Annotated in this window: 17 protein-coding genes and 2 rRNA genes; 2 read left to right on the top strand and 17 right to left on the bottom strand. The window is 37.0% G+C overall.

What is annotated here, in order from left to right; all coding sequences use genetic code 11:
* Positions 1-11: 11 nt before the first annotated feature.
* Together radA and serB are read right to left on the bottom strand one after the other, a co-directional pair.
* A complete protein-coding gene (gene radA, locus H1X92_RS07680; protein WP_180559712.1) occupies positions 12-1394 on the bottom strand; it encodes a DNA repair protein RadA in 1383 nt (460 codons plus the stop codon).
* Positions 1395-1427: 33 nt separating this feature from the next.
* On the bottom strand, positions 1428-2405 hold the full coding sequence (gene serB, locus H1X92_RS07675; protein WP_180559595.1) for a phosphoserine phosphatase: 978 nt from the start codon (positions 2403-2405) through the stop codon (positions 1428-1430).
* Between the two features lie 120 nt (positions 2406-2525).
* Here serB and H1X92_RS07670 point away from each other — a divergent pair, with 120 nt between their 5' ends.
* The gene (locus H1X92_RS07670; RefSeq protein WP_180559594.1) at positions 2526-3155 is read left to right on the top strand and encodes an AhpA/YtjB family protein; all 630 of its coding nucleotides are present in this window, start codon (positions 2526-2528) and stop codon (positions 3153-3155) included.
* Positions 3156-3221: 66 nt separating this feature from the next.
* Here H1X92_RS07670 and deoD read toward each other — a convergent pair whose 3' ends face one another.
* The 11 genes from deoD to H1X92_RS07615 form a co-directional block, all read right to left on the bottom strand.
* Positions 3222-3935 (bottom strand): purine-nucleoside phosphorylase, encoded by a 714-nt coding sequence (gene deoD / locus H1X92_RS07665; protein WP_180559593.1) that lies wholly within the window; start codon positions 3933-3935, stop codon positions 3222-3224.
* Positions 3936-4000: 65 nt separating this feature from the next.
* The gene (deoB, locus tag H1X92_RS07660) at positions 4001-5224 is read right to left on the bottom strand and encodes a phosphopentomutase (protein WP_180559592.1); all 1224 of its coding nucleotides are present in this window, start codon (positions 5222-5224) and stop codon (positions 4001-4003) included.
* Positions 5225-5460: 236 nt separating this feature from the next.
* The gene (gene deoC, locus H1X92_RS07655) at positions 5461-6240 is read right to left on the bottom strand and encodes a deoxyribose-phosphate aldolase (RefSeq protein ID WP_180559591.1); all 780 of its coding nucleotides are present in this window, start codon (positions 6238-6240) and stop codon (positions 5461-5463) included.
* A gap of 71 nt (positions 6241-6311) precedes the next feature.
* Entirely contained in the window at positions 6312-7598 is a 1287-nt protein-coding gene (locus tag H1X92_RS07650; RefSeq protein WP_180559590.1) for a NupC/NupG family nucleoside CNT transporter, read from the bottom strand.
* Between the two features lie 261 nt (positions 7599-7859).
* Positions 7860-8642 (bottom strand): TatD family hydrolase, encoded by a 783-nt coding sequence (locus tag H1X92_RS07645; RefSeq protein ID WP_180559589.1) that lies wholly within the window; start codon positions 8640-8642, stop codon positions 7860-7862.
* Positions 8632-9699: a patatin-like phospholipase family protein gene (locus H1X92_RS07640; RefSeq protein WP_180559588.1), complete on the bottom strand. Its 1068-nt coding sequence runs from the start codon at positions 9697-9699 to the stop codon at positions 8632-8634. The genes H1X92_RS07645 and H1X92_RS07640 overlap by 11 nt, the downstream gene beginning before the upstream one ends.
* A 196-nt stretch (positions 9700-9895) precedes the next feature.
* Complete coding sequence (prfC, locus tag H1X92_RS07635; RefSeq protein ID WP_180559587.1) at positions 9896-11485, bottom strand: peptide chain release factor 3; 1590 nt, start codon at positions 11483-11485, stop codon at positions 9896-9898.
* A 390-nt stretch (positions 11486-11875) separates the two neighbouring features.
* Positions 11876-12307, bottom strand: a complete 432-nt coding sequence (locus tag H1X92_RS07630; RefSeq protein WP_180559586.1) for a hypothetical protein — start codon at positions 12305-12307, stop codon at positions 11876-11878.
* Between the two features lie 432 nt (positions 12308-12739).
* The gene (gene fliB, locus H1X92_RS07625) at positions 12740-13978 is read right to left on the bottom strand and encodes a flagellin lysine-N-methylase (protein WP_180559585.1); all 1239 of its coding nucleotides are present in this window, start codon (positions 13976-13978) and stop codon (positions 12740-12742) included.
* Positions 13979-14096: 118 nt separating this feature from the next.
* A complete protein-coding gene (gene rimI / locus H1X92_RS07620; RefSeq protein ID WP_180559584.1) occupies positions 14097-14549 on the bottom strand; it encodes a ribosomal protein S18-alanine N-acetyltransferase in 453 nt (150 codons plus the stop codon).
* Positions 14518-14928 (bottom strand): DNA polymerase III subunit psi, encoded by a 411-nt coding sequence (locus H1X92_RS07615; RefSeq protein ID WP_180559583.1) that lies wholly within the window; start codon positions 14926-14928, stop codon positions 14518-14520. Before H1X92_RS07615 ends, rimI begins: the two co-directional genes overlap by 32 nt.
* Positions 14929-15321: 393 nt before the next feature.
* Here H1X92_RS07615 and rsmC point away from each other — a divergent pair, with 393 nt between their 5' ends.
* A complete protein-coding gene (gene rsmC, locus H1X92_RS07610; RefSeq protein WP_180559582.1) occupies positions 15322-16338 on the top strand; it encodes a 16S rRNA (guanine(1207)-N(2))-methyltransferase RsmC in 1017 nt (338 codons plus the stop codon).
* A gap of 234 nt (positions 16339-16572) precedes the next feature.
* Here the strand turns inward: rsmC and H1X92_RS07605 are convergent, their stop codons facing one another.
* The 4 genes from H1X92_RS07605 to H1X92_RS07590 form a co-directional block, all read right to left on the bottom strand.
* Positions 16573-18225, bottom strand: coding sequence for a Na/Pi cotransporter family protein (locus H1X92_RS07605; protein WP_180559581.1), 1653 nt, complete (start codon positions 18223-18225; stop codon positions 16573-16575).
* A gap of 408 nt (positions 18226-18633) precedes the next feature.
* A complete protein-coding gene (locus H1X92_RS07600; RefSeq protein WP_180559580.1) occupies positions 18634-19626 on the bottom strand; it encodes a glycosyltransferase in 993 nt (330 codons plus the stop codon).
* Positions 19627-19943: 317 nt separating this feature from the next.
* Positions 19944-20059: ribosomal RNA gene (gene rrf, locus H1X92_RS07595) — 5S ribosomal RNA — on the bottom strand.
* A gap of 180 nt (positions 20060-20239) precedes the next feature.
* Positions 20240-20600 (bottom strand): 23S ribosomal RNA (locus tag H1X92_RS07590); the annotation flags it as partial.

Raw genomic sequence — 20600 nt, 5'->3', positions numbered from 1 at the left:
CGCCTCTCCGGTTAATCAAAGTCTTCCATAACCGTTAATGCCTCTGACAGTTTTTTTACCCCAAATAACTGCATATTGGGTAATGGTTTTTTGGGCACATTTGCATAAGGGACAATCGCGCGTTTAAAACCATGTTTTGCCGCCTCAATAATTCGCTCTTGGCCACTCGGTACTGGACGAATTTCACCGGCTAACCCCACTTCACCAAAAACCACAACATCACGCGGCAGTGGACGATTACGGAAACTTGATACTAATGAAAAGAGTAACGCAAGATCGGCACTGGTTTCCGTCACTTTAACTCCACCTACAACATTCACAAAAACATCTTGATCCGACATTTGCAATCCACCATGTCGATGCAAAATAGCCAGCAAAATTGCTAATCTATTTTGTTCCAAGCCAACAGCAACTCGCCGCGGATTAGCTAACATTGAATAATCCACTAATGCCTGAATTTCCACCAGCAATGGGCGTGTTCCTTCCCACACCACCATCACCGAGCTACCTGAGGTGATCTCTTCTGCCCGACTGAGAAAAATAGCGGATGGGTTATTTACTTCTTTTAACCCTTTTTCCGTCATAGCAAACACACCCAGTTCATTAACCGCACCAAATCGGTTTTTGTGACTTCTTAGAGTACGAAATCGTGAGTCTGCTTCACCATCAAGCATGATTGAACAGTCAATACAGTGTTCAAGCACTTTGGGACCGGCCAAAGAACCATCTTTCGTGACATGACCTACCATGATAATGGCGATCCCTCGTGTTTTAGCAAATCGGGTAAGATAAGCCGCCGTTTCTCGCACTTGTGCCACACTACCCGGTGATGACTGTATATCAGCCATATGCATGACTTGAATAGAATCAATCACCATTAATTTTGGTTGCTCCTGCTCGGCTATCAAACAGATTTGCTCAATACTGGTTTCAGATAGCATATTGAGATTGTCGGACGGTAACCCTAATCGATGAGCTCGCATCGCTACTTGTTGTAAAGACTCCTCACCAGTGACGTATAAAGTTTTCATTTGTGAGGAAAGCCGACACATAGTTTGCAGCAACAATGTACTTTTACCTGCGCCTGGATTACCGCCAATTAAAATTGCGCTACCGGGTACCACTCCACCACCAAGCACACGATCAAATTCTTTAAAATCAGTAGAAAAACGTGGCAATGCTTCTAAACTAATGGCAGACAATTTTTGAACTTGATTACCTGCGGCGCCACCGGCATAACCATTAAAGCGTTCTGCTCGTGAGGAAGAACTGGCTGCTAACCTTACCTCGGTGATCGTATTCCAGGTATGACAAGCGATGCATTGGCCTTGCCAACGAGGATAATCTGCACCACATTCATTACAGACAAATGCTTTTTTTACTGCTTTTGCCACCGCCATTGCCTCTCTTATTTATTGTTCTAATAATTAACGTTCTTCATGCTTTAAACCACCACTTAAAACACAAAGTACTCCCATTAAATCACCATGTTGAATCGCTACTTTTGCCCTGGCCTGTACTTTGGATTTTGCATGATAAGCAATACCTAACCCTGCCTTACGGATCATTTTTACATCGTTGGCGCCATCACCGATAGCAACGGTTTGCTCGATTGGAATAGAGTATTGTCTAGCTAATTTTATCAAGGTTTGAGCTTTCACTTTAGCATCGACAATATTGCCATGCACTTTACCTGTCAATTTGTTATCCTTAATTTCCAGTTTGTTAGCCACCGCTGCGGTTAATTTTAATTTTTCCTTTAAATAATTAGTAAAAAAATTAAATCCACCTGAAACTATAACAACATGCCAATCAAACGCCTGCAATTTACGGACAAGACTCGTTAAGCCTGGTGTCAAGGGCATATGCGTTAATACATTTTGCAAAATTTGGATGTCGGTTCCAGCAAGTAACTTAACCCGAGCTTTTAAACTTTCACTAAAATCAATTTCCCCTTGCATAGCGCGTTCAGTAATTTCAGCAACCTGCTTACCAACTCCCGCCAAACGAGCAATTTCATCAATACATTCGATTTGAATTGCTGTTGAATCCATATCCATTACCAACAATCCTGGCGCACGTAAACGAGGAATATTACCCAGCGGTACAACATCTAGACTACACTCTTCAGCTATTTTCTTTATTTTTGCACTTAAGCTACCCGCAATACGCACGACTTGATAATCATCAATACGCCAAGAAGAAACAATGACAATGGCACTACCAGAGCGTTGTTGAAAGTGACTAATACGTTGTTTATTAAGCCCTCGCCCATAAAGCAACCAACCACTATCACCAGCCCGATAATCTAATGGCATAATTTCTTCGCCACTCAATGAAAGTGGTAATCCAGGCCACTTTTGGATCTCATTAGGCAAATAACAATAGGTTAAACTGGTCGACATTAATTCATACTCCTGTAATCCAATTGCGACAATTGGCCAACAAAAAAATAACTTTTTAAACTACCCTAACATCTTAAGCTCTGGCAATATGATAATGAACTAAGTTTAAAAGAGCCGATTATGATTAAAACAAAATTAAAGTTTCGATTACATAAAACAGTTATCATTTTAATTTGCCTCTTCTTACTTGTTATTCTAATCCAAGGAGTTACCTATTTTAGTCGTTCACATCAGCAAATCAGAATCGAGCAGTTTAAAGAACTAGCAATTACACTTGCTGAACAAGTCGCTTTTAGCTTATCCAATTATATACAAAGTGATGGTAAGAGTTTTAATAATGAACAGATCCTTGCCATTCTTAATCAATTAACAATTAATGAACATATTCTTGATGCCAGCGTTTATCTTAATGATGGTACCCAAATTCAACATGCGGGTGAAAAGGTTGCTTTACGAGAGCGGTTATCCCTTAATCAACCACCATGCCACAGCTATGTTAACTATCAATTGGTTGTTCCAATCATTGATACAGAAAAACCAAAAGGTTTTTTACGTTTAACCATCGATACTCATCAATTCAGTATAGGATCTAAACAAATAGATAATATGGCTAATTTATTAAAGATCATGCTATTGCTAGCACTCACAATCGGTTTTATTTTGGCTAATATCTTAGCAAGATCGATTCCAATACATTGGCCAAAATTACCATTTTTATCAATAAGCAATAGTCGCAATCAGCAAAAATAAAAATTGCTAAAAAGAAAGCAGATTAAAATCTGCTTTCTTACTTGATTTAAATTTAATGCTCTATTTTTAATCTAGTAATAATACTGATTCTAACGCAATTTCAACCATCTCATTAAATGTCGTTTGCCGTTCTGCTGAAGTTGTCTTCTCACCAAGACGAATATGATCAGATACTGTACAAATAGTTAGAGCTTTCACACCATACTCTGCGGCTATACTATACATACCAGCAGCTTCCATTTCTACGCCCAAAATGCCATATTTTTCCATCGTATCAAATACTTGCATTTGAGGTGAATAAAACAGATCAGTAGAAAAAATATTACCTACCCGAACATTGATGTTTTTTGCTTTAGCGGCGGTAATCGCATTATGCACCAAGTCATAATCAGCAATAGCAGCAAAATCATTATCATCAAATTTTAACCGATTTACTTTTGAATCAGTGCATGCGCCTAGGCCAATAATAATATCGCGTAATTTAACTTGAGGGCTAATCGCCCCACAGGAACCAACTCGTATTATGGTTTTAACACCAAAGTCAGTGATTAACTCTTTCATGTAAATCGAACAAGATGGGATACCCATTCCATGTCCCATCACAGAAATACTACGGCCTTGGTAATTACCAGTAAAACCTAACATACCACGAACATCATTTACCTGACGGCTATCAGTCAAAAATTTTTCTGCAATATGTTTGGCACGTAACGGATCACCTGGCATCAAAACAATATCAGCAAAATCGCCCATCTCAGCATTAATATGTGGGGTAGCCATAGATAGATTTCCTTTAATTTCTTATCAATAATATTGGGAATATCAACGAATATTTCCCATCATACTTAAAATAGCGTTTTGCCATATGCCATTGGAGATAAACCAAAATATTGTGCAATGGTTTGACCAATATCAGCAAAGGTCTGCCGATGACCTAATGCTCCAGGTTTTATTTTCGGACCATAAATTAAAATAGGTATATTTTCTCGCGTATGATCAGTTCCTCGCCAAGTCGGGTCACAACCATGATCAGCAGTAATAATCAAAATATCATCGTTTTCAATTAACTCCAGCATTTCAGGTAAACGGCGATCAAATAACTCAAGTCCAGCCGCATAACCTGCAACATCACGACGATGTCCATATGAGGAATCAAAATCAACAAAATTAGTAAATACAATAGTATTGTCGGCCGCTTTTTTGATCTCCTCAATGCTCGCTGCAAATAGTGCTTCAATACCTGTTGCTTTTACTTGCTTAGTAATGCCTACATTGGCATAAATATCGGCAATTTTGCCAATTGAAACTACCTCGCCAGCTTTTTCTTCCACCAGTTTTTTCAAGACAGTTGGTGCGGGGGGTTCAACGGAATAATCTCGCCGATTACCTGTACGCTCAAAACAGCCCGCTTTATTGCCGATAAAAGGTCGAGCAATAACCCGCCCGATATTATAAGCGCCATCATCCAGCGTCTTTCTCGCAATCTCACAAAGCTGATAAAGATTTTTAACCCCAAAAGTCTCTTCATGGCAGGCTATCTGAAACACTGAATCGGCTGAAGTATAGAAAATAGGTTTGCCTGTTTTCATATGCTCTTCACCTAATTGATCCAAGATCACTGTACCAGAAGAGTGGCAATTTCCCAGATAACCAGGCAAATTGGCTTCTTCAACAAGCTTATCCAATAATTGTTGCGGAAAACTATTTTTTTCCTGGGCAAAATATCCCCATTCAAATAAAACTGGTACCCCGGCAATCTCCCAATGACCTGATGGAGTATCTTTGCCGGAAGATAACTCACTCGCATAACCATAGGCAGCGATAATCTCAGCATCTTCATCCAGGCCGATTGGAAATGTTCCTGATGATCCCTCAGCAGCTTTTCCTAACCCTAAAAGTGTTAAATTAGGCAAATAGAGTTTCCCTTTACGACCTTTATCCGCCTTCCCTTGTGCACAAGCGGCCGCAATATGCCCTAACGTGTTCGCGCCAGCATCGCCAAATCTATTAGCGTCAGGTGTAGCACCGATACCAAAAGAATCAAGAACCATAATAAATACACGTTTCATAACTACCCTTGGTTAGTTCAAATTCAATTAATCCATTATTAAACAAAAAATAACGCATTCCATAATTCGAGTTCAGAATAACTTTTCACTAGCGTCAATAAATAAAAATACTAATCAATGCTAGTATTTAAAAACTGCTTTATTAGCGATTATTTTCACAAATTATTAAAAAAGATATTTTCATTTTTTTGCCAGCCAATAATTACTGAAACACTGCTTAAAGAGAGCAATAAAAACTAATAGTCGCCAGCAAAATTATCTATTTGACATCCTAATGTATTTAATAAACTAGCCAATAAACTTGATGCACCAAAACGAAAGTGACGAATATCCACCCATTCTTTTCCCATGATGCGATCGGCTAATGCCAGATATTGAGCTGCATCCTCTACCGCGCGAACGCCACCTGCCACCTTACAACCCACCTGGTTAGCAACGCCCATATCTCGAATAACCTTAAGCATAATTTCAACATTCTCAAGGGTGGCATTTATCGCTACCTTACCCGTTGAAGTCTTAACAAAATCAGCACCGGCAGTAATGGCAATTTCTGTCGCTTGACGAATAAGAGCTGCCTGCTTTAATTCACCGGCTTCAATAATAACTTTCAGTAATACTCTACTGGTTAGGCACATTTCCTTACACGCTTTAACCAGCTCAAAACCAATTTGCTTATTACCGGCTATTAACGCTTGATAAGGAAAAACAACGTCAACTTCGTCTGCGCCATAAGCAATAGCGGCTTGAGTTTCAGCTAATGCAATCGCGATATCATGCCCGCCAAATGGAAAATTAGTTACTGTTGCAATTCGAATACTCGGAGTGTTTTGTTCAGTTAAAATCTTACGTGCCAATGGAATAAAGCGAGGATAAATACATATCGCAGCTGTATTTCCTCGGGCGGTTTTTGCTTGATTGCATAATATCTTTACTTGTTCATCAGTATCGTTATCATTTAGCAGAGTTAAATCCATCAAGTTTAATGCACGTTGTGCTGCAAGTTTTAATTCCATCATATAATTCTCTAAAGCTAATCACATTGTTGCTTCAGTGTTTAAACAACCGTTTATATACCAGGCTTATTAGGTTACATTGTCGCTAACGATAAAAAGAAGCCAGCAATGGTGGCACTCATTAGATTGGATAACGAACCGGCTAAAACCGCTTTCAAACCTAACCGAGCAACATCTTTACGTCGATTTGGGGCAATTCCACCTAACCCACCCAGTAATATGGCTACGGAAGCCAAATTAGCAAACCCACATAATGCAAAAGAGATTATTGCTTTAGTATGCTGAGAAAGTACTTGCTTGCCTGCGGCAATCACCTCGCTATCAGGTTTTAAGTATTCGCCAAAGTTCATATAAGCAACAAATTCATTGACCACTAATTTTTGCCCGATAAATGAACCGGCAATTGTCGCTTCATGCCAGGGTATACCAATCAAGTAGGCGATTGGCGCAAAAATCCAGCCTAAGATCAATTCTAATGATAAGCCTGGTATATGGATCCAGCCACCAATCACCGCCAAAATGCCATTAAGCAAAGCTATCAATGCAACAAATGCCAGCAACATCGCACCGACATTTAAAGCAAGTTGCATACCGGAAGAGGCACCGGCGGCGGCGGCATCAATAATGTTAACTGGCCGCTCTTCGCCAGTGGCCACTGTGACCATATTGACGGCATCATGAGTTTTCTCTGTTTCCGGTACCATTAATTTGGCAAATAACAATCCGCCAGGTGCTGCCATAAAAGATGCTGCGATCAGATATTCCATTGGCACCCCCATTTGCGCATAGCCGGCCAATACCGAGCCAGCAACAGAAGCTAATCCACCACACATAACAGCAAACAGCTCAGAGTTTGTCATTGTGGCAATGTAGGGTCTGACAACCAAAGGCGCCTCAGTATGACCGACAAAAATATTAGCGGTAGCCGATAACGACTCAGTGCGTGAGGTGCCTAATATCCATTGCAAAAGTCCACCTAACATTTTGATAAAAAACTGCATAATACCAAGATAATAAAGCACAGCGATTAATGAGGAGAAGAAAACAATGACCGGTAAAACCCGTAAGGCAAAAATAAAACCACTACCGCCAAACAGTTCAAACATTTTATTGGAGACCAAACCACCAAAGATAAAATCCATACCAACTTGTCCATAACCAATCACACTAGAAACTGCATCAGACACGGTTTCTAAAGTACGGCGACCGGCAGGGACATAGAGAACAAATGCTCCCATTGCCATTTGAATAATAAAAGCACCAAATACGGTACGGAATTTAATTGCTCGGCGGTTACTGGAAAAAATGATAGCGATAAAAATCAATACTACCATCCCTAGCAGGCTCATAATGAGTTGCATGAATAATATCCCTGTATATTTTATTTCAAATGAAAAATTTCTATTGTTTAAAAAATAAACTGTCAGTGTAATGCGCAGACATTATATCGATTTTGCATTAATAACTTGCAGTCCGTATCGCAAATAATCATAACGAAAAATCACGAAAAAATAAATTTTGCGACACATATCACTTACGAAAAGCGATTTTGCCAGCAAAAATTATCGAAATAAACATCATTTTATAATTAAATGCCTTATTAATATGAGTATTAACCAATATTATTCTGCCTTTTTTTTGATATTAAATAGTTGCAAACTATTGTTATAAAGCTGTGCTGCAATTTCCTCTGCTGGCTCTTGTCGCAGGTTACATAGTGTCTCAAATACCAAATGTATTCTTTCGGGACGATTAACCTGGCCCTGAAATCCGGCTAATGGCATATCAGGCGCATCAGTTTCAAGTACTAATGACGTTAGTGGCAATTGCGCAACTACTGCTCTAGTTTTCTTAGCCCGCTCATAAGTGATAACACCACCAATACCGATAAAATAGCCTAAACGGACAAAAGCATTCGCTTGCGATAAACTGCCCGCAAATCCATGAATAACTCCCTTTTTCGGCACATCAAATCGTCTTAATAAAGCAGCTAAGTGATCATGGCTTTTACGCGAATGTAGAATAACCGGTAACTCATATTGTTTAGCCAACTTTAATTGCTGGATCAGCAATGTTTGTTGTTGATCAATCGCAGCATTAGTAACAAAATAATCTAAACCTATTTCACCAATAGCAACACATTTATTGCTGTTTTGCTGCAATAATGCCACTAATTTAGTAAAATGATCCGGTAAATAATTTGCAATATACAAAGGATGAAAACCTAATGCGGCATATAAATGCGGATGTTGTTGTGCCAGTGAATATACTCGCTCTAAATTCTCAATACCCACTGACGGGATAATGATATCGGTCACGCCAACTTTTGCGGCATGCAAAAAGCTATCTTCAATATCATGGATAAAAGGAGGAAAATCAAAATGACAATGGGTGTCAACGAACATCAATGACTAATCCTTCATCACCGGATTTAGGTTCTTCATCTTGCTGATTCGAAGTCATATTAGCAGACAAAGATGCCGAATTAACCATTTGATTATTTTCAATAGAATAGGGATAAGATGCGGCATCATTAGAAGCAAAATAGTCTCTTAAACTGGTTAAAAAATATCGGCCACATTGACGTCCAATATGATAATCACTATTTAAGTTTGCAGCACGGCTACCTAATGCACAACTCATTAAAGGTTTCGGTGGATAAATTTCAAAAATTTGGATATCTGGTGGTGGCGCAGCAATAAATTTCTGTGTTTGTTGGTAGCTTTTAATATGTACTTTGATCATCTTAGCCATGCGCCGTATATTGCGGTGTTCCAGCCAGCGTGTCATCCTTTTTAACCATTCGGATGTATAATAAATTCCCGAAGGAACTGTTCTAATCACCACAATTGTTTTTGCGCCACGGCGATAAGCTTCTTCAACAGGAATTGAAGCAGTTATACCGCCATCATGGTAAAGTTGACCATTAAATACCGCCCCCTGACGATAAAATCCAGGGATAGCACTTGACGCCCGAATAATATCTAACCAGCTATCTTGCGTAGGTTGAAAATAAACCGGACTAAAATCTTCATAGCGACATGCACTAATTAAAAATTGACGTCCACTATCTAAACAGGACAATCCTGTAGAGAAATCAAGGGGTAATTCACGGGAAGTAATCTCAATTAGCCAATCTAAATCAATCATATGGCCACCACGAATAAAACGTAATGGACTAAAAAACTGAGATTTAGTGGTATAATCAGTAATTACTTTCCGGGCATAACCGCGTTGTTGACAAAGATAGGCCGATAAATTTTGCGCTCCTGCCGATGTCCCTACCATGATGTCAAATGGATTGAAGCCAACACGGAGAAATTCATCCAAAACACCTGCGGTAAAAATACCGCGTTGCCCACCCCCCTCACAGACTAATGCTATTTTGCCCAGATCTGGTGCATTATCGTCGAAGGCTATAGGCTTAATATTCCCCAATGTAATTGGTATATGTCTTCCCATATTGCTTTCCCCTAAAACTGATAGTAGACCCTTAAAATAAAGTCTGCTATTCAATATCTACTATTGTGTTTAATACTGAAATTTTTGTTGCCTCAAAAGTTTGGGAGAAATCAATAAATACAACAACTAAAGAATAGACATACCCCCCACTAATAACAAGTGAGGGTAATGTAATAAAAAATCAATATGCGATTAATTAATGCTCACGCGTTTTACAGAACCGAATTTCAGGATATCGCTCACTGGTTAAGTTAAGATTTACCATCGTTGGAGCAATATAACTGAGGTTGTCACCACCATCTAAAGCTAGATTCTGTTCATTTTTCCGTTTGAATTGCTCTAATTTTTTCACATCATCACATTCGATCCAGCGTGCGGTTGACACATTTACCGGCTCATAAATAGCTTCAACGTTGTATTCACTCTTCAAACGAGCCACCACCACATCAAACTGAAGCACACCTACGGCACCAACAATAAGATCATTATTGGCTAAAGGGCGAAATACCTGGACAGCCCCCTCTTCGGATAACTGAACTAATCCTTTAAGTAACTGTTTCTGTTTTAACGGATCACGTAAACGGATGCGCTTGAAGAGTTCAGGCGCAAAATTGGGAATACCGGTAAATTTTAACGCTTCTCCCTGGGTAAAAGTATCACCGATCTGAATAGTGCCATGATTATGCAAGCCGATAATATCACCCGGAAATGCTTCTTCAACATGAGAACGATCACCTGCCATAAAAGTGAGTGCGTCTGAAATAACGACCTCTTTTTTATTTCGTACTTGATGAAGTTTCATACCTTTTTGATAGCTACCAGACACGATGCGTAAAAAAGCCACCCGATCACGATGTTTTGGATCCATGTTAGCTTGTATTTTAAATACAAAACCAGAAAATTTCTCTTCTTGGGCATTAACAATACGACTATCAGCCTGGCGCGGCATCGGTGTTGGAGCCCAATTGACCAAACCATCTAACATATGATCAACACCAAAATTACCCAAAGCGGTACCAAAAAAGACCGGTGTTAATTTGCCTTGCAAAAAAGCGTCTAAATCGAATTCATGAGAAGCCCCTTTGACTAACTCAAGCTCTTCGCGTAGCTGAGCAGCAAAGTCATCACCAATGACTTTATCCAATTCGTTATTATTTAATCCTTTAATAATAACGACTTCTTGAATAGCATGTCCTTGTCCGCTTTGATATAAAATGGTTTCATCACGATAAAGATGATAGACCCCTTTAAATAACTTACCACAACCAATTGGCCAAGTAATCGGGCTACAAGCAATACTTAATTCACTTTCAACCTCATCCATTAATTCCATTGGGTCGCGAATATCACGATCTAATTTATTCATAAAGGTTAAAATAGGGGTATCACGCAGCCGAGTTACTTCCATCAATTTACGCGTGCGATCTTCAACACCTTTAGCCGCATCAATCACCATTAAACAACAATCGACCGCCGTTAAAGTACGATAAGTGTCTTCCGAAAAATCCTCATGTCCTGGCGTATCAAGCAAATTAATCAAACAATCTTGATAAGGAAATTGCATTACCGAAGTGGTAATTGAAATTCCCCGCTGCTTTTCCATTTCCATCCAGTCAGACTTTGCATGTTGATTCGAACCACGACCTTTCACTGTGCCTGCTTTTTGAATAGCTTGGCCAAACAATAGCACTTTTTCTGTGATCGTGGTTTTCCCTGCATCAGGGTGAGAAATAATAGCAAAGGTTCTCCGCTGTGCTATTTTCTGACAAAAACTATTCTCTTTCATTATAACTACCCAGCATACACAACGTGATGTATAAAAATTGGCGAAAATTCTACACCGACAAAGCCACTTTGAAAACAATTACCATCTAATTAAAAAACATTTTTTAGTTAGTCGGCGAAATTAAATATAAAAAAGATCTACAATTGTTTTTAGCTAGAGATAAATTATCTAATTAACATACTTATTATCTTATAAAATTTTATCAATATAAGTATATATCTATACATGCTCAAATAAATAAAGCTATCAATAAAATACCTATTACAAAATAGGTTAAATATTAACATATTATTCTTATAATAGACGTTTCATATTTAAAGTAAATTTATAAAATAAGCGACTAATACTTTTATTACAATTGACAATGTTTTATTTTCACTGCATAAAATATTATAAACTTTTTTTCGCTGACATCTGGGAATGATTGACATAAATGGTGGATATATCATATTGCTTTGAAAAGGCGCCAGCAATTTGATCTTGCGGTTTTAATGTACCTAATGATATAAAAAAAATAAATGTGAAAATATTTTTTGCGGTACTAACAACCCCCGGTTCGGTTAATTTATCTGGTATTAATACTTTTATAATAAGATCCGCTATTTCAGAATCATGATTAACACCATTCATTGAGGTTACGGAAACAATACTGGCTGAATAGTTGGCAGCAAAATAGCGTGCAAATAAAGCATCTTGACTATAAACAATCAAGTTGACTTTCTCGCGGCGACTTAGCTTTCTTTTACGTACATTGTTGTAAAACCATAATTGCTCTTCATTTACTTCATTTGAATTAACGTCAGACAATAAAGATGAAAACACATTATGCCCTGTTTTTTCAATCGATTTTCTATAGCAAAAACATGGATAACCCGCTATGCTATCAAAACCAAATAATCCGTGAACTAAAATAATAGGGATATTTCGTCTCCATGATCTCCCCTTAGTAAGTTAATTTAATGATAAAAATATATCCGGCTACTTTAATCAGAGTAATTAATTATAAAATTGAGATCTTCATAATTGAATAATTGAAGTTGAAAAAGGTAAGCAAAAAAATATTATATAACAAGTAACTTAAATTCATTGATATAACAATTTCAATTAATTAAATTTTTGATAAATAAGTTAATATTATTCATCTTTAGTAGAGTGATTAATATAAAGATAATTATTACATAATAAAAATCTGAAATAATATAAAAATGCCATCAATAAAGATGGCATTGGGGAAATGTTACCAATAAAAAGTCGCTAATTTAATAATAATAAACAAGATAAATCATCACCAAAATTAAGTTTATCAATTAATTCATCAAGCTGCTGGCGTAAATTAATAGAGTGCTGAGTAACGGTCGAATAATGACAAAACATTAATTGAATACTTTCCATCGATACCTCAATATCATAAATTGATTGAACCGACAGTAATGTTTTAATATAAAAATAATCAGTAAAACAATAATAAAGTGAGCGTAAACTCTGCTTCAAATCATATAAGCCAAATTTTTCGTCATATATTCGATAAAGAAAATAGTTTTTCAACACCTGCGGTTCAGCTAAACAACTACTTGACAAGATCTTTTGCCATTCATCATCCAATTTTTTCCAATTAGCTAGCATGTCCTCATTGAGTGATTCTGACTCTAAACCAAAAAAGTGCATGGTATTGGTAAAAGCGGGTAATAAATAATGTTTAGAACGATCTGTAACAGTAAAAAAACGTAGCATTATAAGTAATAAAGAAAACTTTAATTGATGCCTGGCTGAAGAGGTAATTTGTTTTCTTTGTTGATATATTTCTCCATTTGTTAATTTTTCCACTAACGACATAAATATACTTTCTACTTGGCTACAATTGGCCTCTACTTGATAATCTATTGATTGTAAAAACACCATAAATTGAGCAAGGGCATAGAGATTATCCTCAATAAAAGGACTATCTGCCATAATCAAATGACTACAAAATAGTTGTATCAATTGATGTTCTTGCGTAACTACTCTAGTCTGATCAATCACGCGTTTTTCAGTAATTTTAACATTTTCAATCACTGTATTTTCTTCATATTGCATCGAATCTGGCTGAAATAACACTAAACGAACCACTTCTGGACAAGAAAAACTTAAAGAATGTTGCGTATAGCCATCCAGTTGAGTTTTTGAGCGTGGATAAGTCTGACAAGTATGACTTAATGCGCTGGGGCCTAATGTTTTATATATCCCACACAATTTATCATGCCCGAAAAAAGGACAATTACCTTCTTCATTCATGGCGATATAAGAATAATTGTTAGTACCTGTGCCATTAGGATATTTTATTAGATGTTTATCCGTGATCTCTTTAATTTCAATTTGATGGGCGGTTTTATATTTTTTATGTGTTTTTTTATCAACATTAATCGTCCAGCCACGGCAACAATGAGATAAACACTGATCACCAATGCATTTAAATTTTTTATAAAAAAGTGGGATAATTTCTCTATGTTGTTTCATTACAAATAGACTCTATTAAGCTAATATTGCCATGCAAGTTCCCACTTAATAGCGCCTATCAATGGTACTATTATCGAATATAAACCATTTTTTTTATCTTAATTGGAGTATTTCTAATTTATAAAGCAGGCAAAATAGTTAACGCCATAACCACTGCATCTTCCCGTTTTTTTGCTGCTGGATAATAATTTTTTCTTATTGTGACAATATGAAAACCCAGTTTTTCATATAAGTGAATTGCCGCATGATTTGATTGTCTGACTTCCAACCACAAAGTTTGAATATTTTTGCTTACCAATTGATCGATTAAATAACGTAATAAATACTCACCACAACCTTGACCTTGATAATCAGGATGAATAGCAATATTAAATAGTGTAGCTTCATCAAGCAGATATTGTGTGATGGCAAAACCAATTAATCGATTTTCTAGACTGATTTTTAAATTAATATATTGTTTGCCTTGATTACTGTAAAAAACTTTTTCACTCCAGGGAAAAGTATGACTCATTTTTTCAATAGCAAAAGCAGAGACTAAATCAGTTTGTTCTAAATTCGAAATTATTTTCATACTGGCATATTTGCGCCCACAAAGCGCGTTTTGACTGCGGATTAAAGTAAATCTCTTGCAATGGCAAAGTATGGATAACCCATTTTTTTGAACTAACAGCTAATTGCCTGCCTAGGATCCAACAGGGCCAAAGAACTTCTTTTGGTAGCAGCGATACCTCTTTGGTTAATAGACAACATACCTGACAACTGTCTATCATCATCGCTCGTAAAATATCTTTGACAAAATGGTTGTCTAAATCAATGCGCTCATCAGCGATGATAAGTAATTGGGTAGAATCAGGAATAGACACCGCATGTTCACCACGCAGTACCGTCGGATTGCGTAATGTCCATTGCATAATTCCCATATGCTTTAGTAATTGATCTCTAATCGTCATCAAACTACTCCACCACAAATATAACGCGCACCTTAGCAAACAGAGCTAGATAAATCAAAATAATAACATTGCAAGACATAGCAATATAAGCACAATTACTGTCGCTTGCTAGTAACATTTTATTTGCTGAATTTAGACCTTAAATCAAACAAGAACAATGTACAACTTATTAAGTTATCAAGGGACAACATGAACACCAAATATTAGACAACAAGTAACTATTGGATTGAAGTCTCATAATAGTGATATAATCCTACTAATAAGTTCATATCTCACGAATTTATCAAAATTACCGATTTTATGAGCGATATTTTTGCGCCACGCGGCGAATTTTTTCCTTTTATAGCTAGTTGATAAAAAGAAACTTAATTTCTACTACAGGAGCCAAAATTTATGTCTTCACTGACGCCCGCTAGTGAAGTGATTTTACGCCATAATGAATATTTTATCGGCCGTCGTGTTTTAATCGCTGGTAACTTGCAAGATAATATTAGCTCACAAATTAATGCTGAAATTTTACATATTTTAACTAATCAATACCACTACTGGTTATCATTTAACAAAGCACTAGGCGAAAATGCCCATTATGACTTAACACTTGAAAAAGCAGTAGCAACACAATTTAATACTCTGATCTATTTTTGGCCCAAAAACAAACAAGAAGCCAATTTCCAACTACAAAATATATGTTCAGTTCTACCAATAGGTAGTGATATTTTTATTGTTGGTGAAAATCGTAGTGGGGTAAATAGCGTCGATAAAATTCTAAAAGAAATAGGTTGTGTACGTAAAGTTGATGCAGCACGGCGCTGTAGCCTCTACTATTGCCAGCTAGAAAAGCAACCCTCATTTCATTTGCCTGATTGGTGGAATATCTATAAGGTAGCTGATATTACTATCAAAACTCTGCCTGGTGTATTTAGCCAGCAAGCGCTGGATACAGGTAGTCAATTACTTCTTTCTACATTCCAGACGCCAATAAAAGGTAAGTTGTTGGATATGGCATCCGGTTGTGGTGTACTAGGCACGGTTATTGGCAAAAAAAATCCTAACATAAAATTAACGCTTTGCGATACCCATGCAGCAGCGATCACATCATCTATTGAAACCTTAAAAATAAATGGCTTAACTGGCCATGTTATAGCCAGTGATATCTACTCTATGATTGAAGATAGTTACGACTGGATAATTTGCAATCCGCCGTTCCATGATGGATTAAAAACAGATTATTCAGCCGCTGAAACCATCATCAAACAAGCACCAAGTTATCTAAAATCAGGTGGAAAATTTAGAATGGTTGCCAACGCCTTCTTACCCTACCCTAATTGGTTAGATAAAGCTTTTGGTCGCCATGAAATACTTGCCCAAACAGGTAAATTTAAAATTTATCAAGCCAGCAAATTTCGTTAAATCTAATACGATAAATTTCTAGCAAAATAATTAACTATCTGAACAATATTGTTACCTCTTTCGTTTTAAATGAATTTGAGATGAGAATGAAAATAGGTAGCAATATTTAACTGCAATTTTATATAGCATAAGTAAATAATTAGTTTAAATAACAAGATGCGATAAAGATAACGGTTTAAATCATTCTGCGCTTATTGGCATTCATTGGCTTCAAATTAATATTTAAATAATTAATTATATATTTTTATCGTTTTCCAGATTAATTTGTTCGGCTCGACTTTCGCTTACACCGTCTAGTACATGATAGGCAATCGCACAAAAAAGCGAATTCAATCGTTTCATATCACCAAGTAAACTAACATGTAGGTTACTGGTATCTAAACTTTGCATATTTCGTTTATGTAAGCGCTCAACATGTGCATAAGCATAACGTTGATTTAATAACCGGAATCGATGTTTAGCTCTTCGTAATCGACGCGCATTATCTATGTCTCCAGAGACAAATACCGACATTGCTAAACTTAAATTATTCTGTAACCGTTCCATAAGCGTATTTAGCTCTTTAGTTCCTTCAGGCGAGAAAAAGTTTTGTTTGCCAAATATTTTTTTGACCACGTCAGTTGCCATACGATTGATGATGGTGGCTGATTGCTGTAAATTCAGAGCAGTATCAATAATCTCTGCCCAGCGACGAGAATCGGCTTCTCCTAATTCATTTTGCTGAATTTGAGCCAAATAAAGTTTAATACTACTATGGAGCATATCGATCTCTTCTTCCAGATGCGTAATATAACGCCGCTGAATTTTATTGCCATTTAAAACTTCAGCCAAACGTTGAACCATTTGCTCAACGATATCCCCCATGCGTAATGTTTCTCTTACCGCATTAGCAATGGCTAATGAAGGTGTTTCCAACGCCGCCTTGTCTAAATAGCGGGGTGCAAAAATCTCAACCTCTACAGGCGAAATAGGGATAAGACGTTGACATAAACGTGACATGAATTCAACAAAGGGCAGCATAACTAAGCAACGCAGTAAATTATAAAACACATGAAAATAGATCACGACTTCAGACGGATTAAAATTATAATGTTCTAGCCAAGCGGCTATTTGTGTAATCCAGGGTAAAACCACTATTGCACCGATGAGTTTGAACAACAAACTGCCTAAAGCCACCTGTCGTGCTGATCCGCTTTGCCGACTACTGCTTATCATAGCTAAGAAACCACTACCGATATTTGAGCCAATAACAATCGCTAGGCTAATATAAAGCGGAACGAGTCCTGCCACGCTTAATGTGGCTGTTAATAAAACCGCCGCCAAACTAGAATAAGTGAGCATAGCAAATATAGCACCAACGAATAGTGCTAAGATAATATCACCTCTTAAAGAAGTAAAAATTGCTTGGATAGCGGATGCATGGGTAATCGGCGTTGCTGAACTAACAATAAGCTGTAAAGCTAATAAAATGAGTCCTAATCCTATGGCAGCTCGCCCTAATTGACCAACCCGATTTTTTTTCTGACTAAGAAAAGTAATAACACCAAACAAAATTAACAAGGGTGATAACCATGCCAAATCAAAAGTTAACACCCGGGCCATTATGGCGGTACCAACATCTGCACCCAACATAATAACCATAGCTGGCGTGATAGAAATTAAACCTTGCGTTACAAATGAAATAACCAATAGTGCCGTCGCATTACTACTTTGCACTAAAGCAGTAACCGCCATACCCGCTAAAAATGCGCGCGATTTTTTTCCGATACTTTGGCCTAATATTCGGCGTAAATCGGTACCGAAAAGCCGCATAATACCGGTTCGGACAATATATGTGCCCCATACCAACAAAGCCACAGATGATAATAATTCAAGTAATGTTAACATTAATTATCCATGCTATTTGTCTATAACTCATTATATTAATATTGACTCTTCTATATTAGCATTTACAGCCATTTTATCGCTTAATTTAAATTATTTACTAGAAAATGTTATTTTTTATTTTAATAAAAATAATATCAATTTTCTTTTAATGCTGATACAAAAAATTGCCACTGCTTGTTTAAACAAACAGTGGCAAACATTATCCATTACTTGGGAAATTTATTTAATATCCATAGAATATTTAATTATAAAGTAAAAAAACATTTGATCCATTAAACCCATCACATTTGTCAATCTAAGAATTCTAAACTCTGGTATAAGTTTAATAACAATATCACCAGCTTATTCTCAATATAATAATAAGGGGAATGCTATTTTCTCATTACCACAATCTCTATTTGCATATCATTACGATTTGTATTTAAGTAACGATTTTAGCTTTAAATAACGCCGACTCAGGCGCCATTTTAATTTTAAGGTTGTCGCATTTTGCCAAGTAATTTGCCAATATCCTTCGTCAAAAAAGCGCTTAACCATCTCGTATTTAATTTTTGGCGATTCAATTGCTTGAATAGACAACACAACCCCAAAACCTTCCTTACCAATCTGCCACCAATAAGCGGGTGTTTGATTTACCGCATTAGGATATTTTTTGTAAATATCCATTAGCATATCAATAATTTTTAAATAAGTATTAACCTTACGCACGCGTAAAGCATCGCCACATAATGAATGAGATACTGATTTACTATGAATAAAATAATCATAATAAGATTCATTGATAAACTGAACGCGTTTTGCATTAAGTAATATTTCTGTTGTCCAAGGGATATCTTGATGATGAAGTTGCGGTTCAAACTGATACTGATGTTCACGAATAAAACTTAACTTATAAATATTCAGCCAAGTAACGTGTAAAAATTTACCTGAGCTTAAACCTTTTTGTAACCATTCAATTCCTGAAATTATGCCTGTCGATGGAACTTTCTTTAAAGGAAAAATTAATTTAGAGGGTGAGCCATCCATATAAACATAAGTACCATTACACATCGCCACATCTAAATTACCCAACTTTGTCAATGTTAATAAACGGTTATACATACCTTCATGAATGACATCATCAATATCCGGAAAGGCTATATATTTACCTGTCGCCATATTCATTCCTATATTTCGTGCGACAGATACCCCGCGATTTTCCTGATGTAAAATCTTAGTATTTGGGAATCGTTCTCTACATTCCTCTAATAGTAAAGCACTATTATCCGTTGAACCATCATTGACTAAAATAAGCTCCCAATTTTCTAATTTTTGTTGTTCCAGACAATTAAAAAATTTTGGTAAAAATGGTTCGCCATTAAATATAGCAACAACAATACTTAGCATAGGTTCAGCTAACATATGTTTACCTTAATCATTATCCTTTTATTGAGGTTATTTAATCTTATATCAAATATTCAATAGATAAATGTTTAGGCACTCAATTTTGTTAAAAAAATAGAATAATAATATTTCTAATATCAAATAAATATACCATAAGATAATTTATATAATTAATTATGTATTAATGTAAGTATTAAAATTAATATAAATATCACTTGTATTATCGATAAAGAAATTGCATCAGTATTAAAACTGTTATGCAAATTTTATATTGAATATAGCTATTTTTCAGATAAAAAAAGCCACCCTTAGGTGGCTTTTTAAACATAATTAACGTCTGGCAGCTCCCTACTCTCACATGGGGAGACCCCACACTACCATCGGCGCTACGGCATTTCACTTCTGAGTTCGGCATGGGATCAGGTGGCACCACCGCGCTATTACCGCCAGACAAATTCTTTTTTCGCTATCCTGTTTCGTTACGCTACTGCCTCGGGCGCTCATCTCGGCTGCCTCTCGCTATGCGCAGGCCATCTCGCCCGTTGACTTCTAGCGCCGTAACCGCTTACAGGCACCAATCTCTGAACAAGCTAAAATCTCTTCTCTCTTCTCAAAACACCTTCGGTGTTGTCAGGTTAAGCCTCTCGGGTCATTAGTACTGGTTAGCTCAACGTATCGCTACGCTTACACACCCAGCCTATCTACGTCCTCGTCTCGAACACCCCTTATAGGACATTACTGTCAGGGAAGACTCATCTTGAGGCAAGTTTCCCGCTTAGATGCTTTCAGCGGTTATCTCTTCCGCACTTAGCTACCAGGCGATGCCATTGGCATGACAACCTGTACACCAGTGGTGCGTCCACTCCGGTCCTCTCGTACTAGGAGCAGCCCCCCTCAATCTTCCTTCGCCCACGACAGATAGGGACCGAACTGTCTCACGACGTTCTAAACCCAGCTCGCGTACCACTTTAAATGGCGAACAGCCATACCCT

This window comes from Arsenophonus endosymbiont of Apis mellifera, assembly GCF_903968575.1.
Lineage (GTDB): Bacteria > Pseudomonadota > Gammaproteobacteria > Enterobacterales > Enterobacteriaceae > Arsenophonus > Arsenophonus apicola.
The sequence above is the reverse complement of the archived record's forward strand: the minus strand, read 5'-3'. Positions and strand labels throughout refer to the sequence as shown.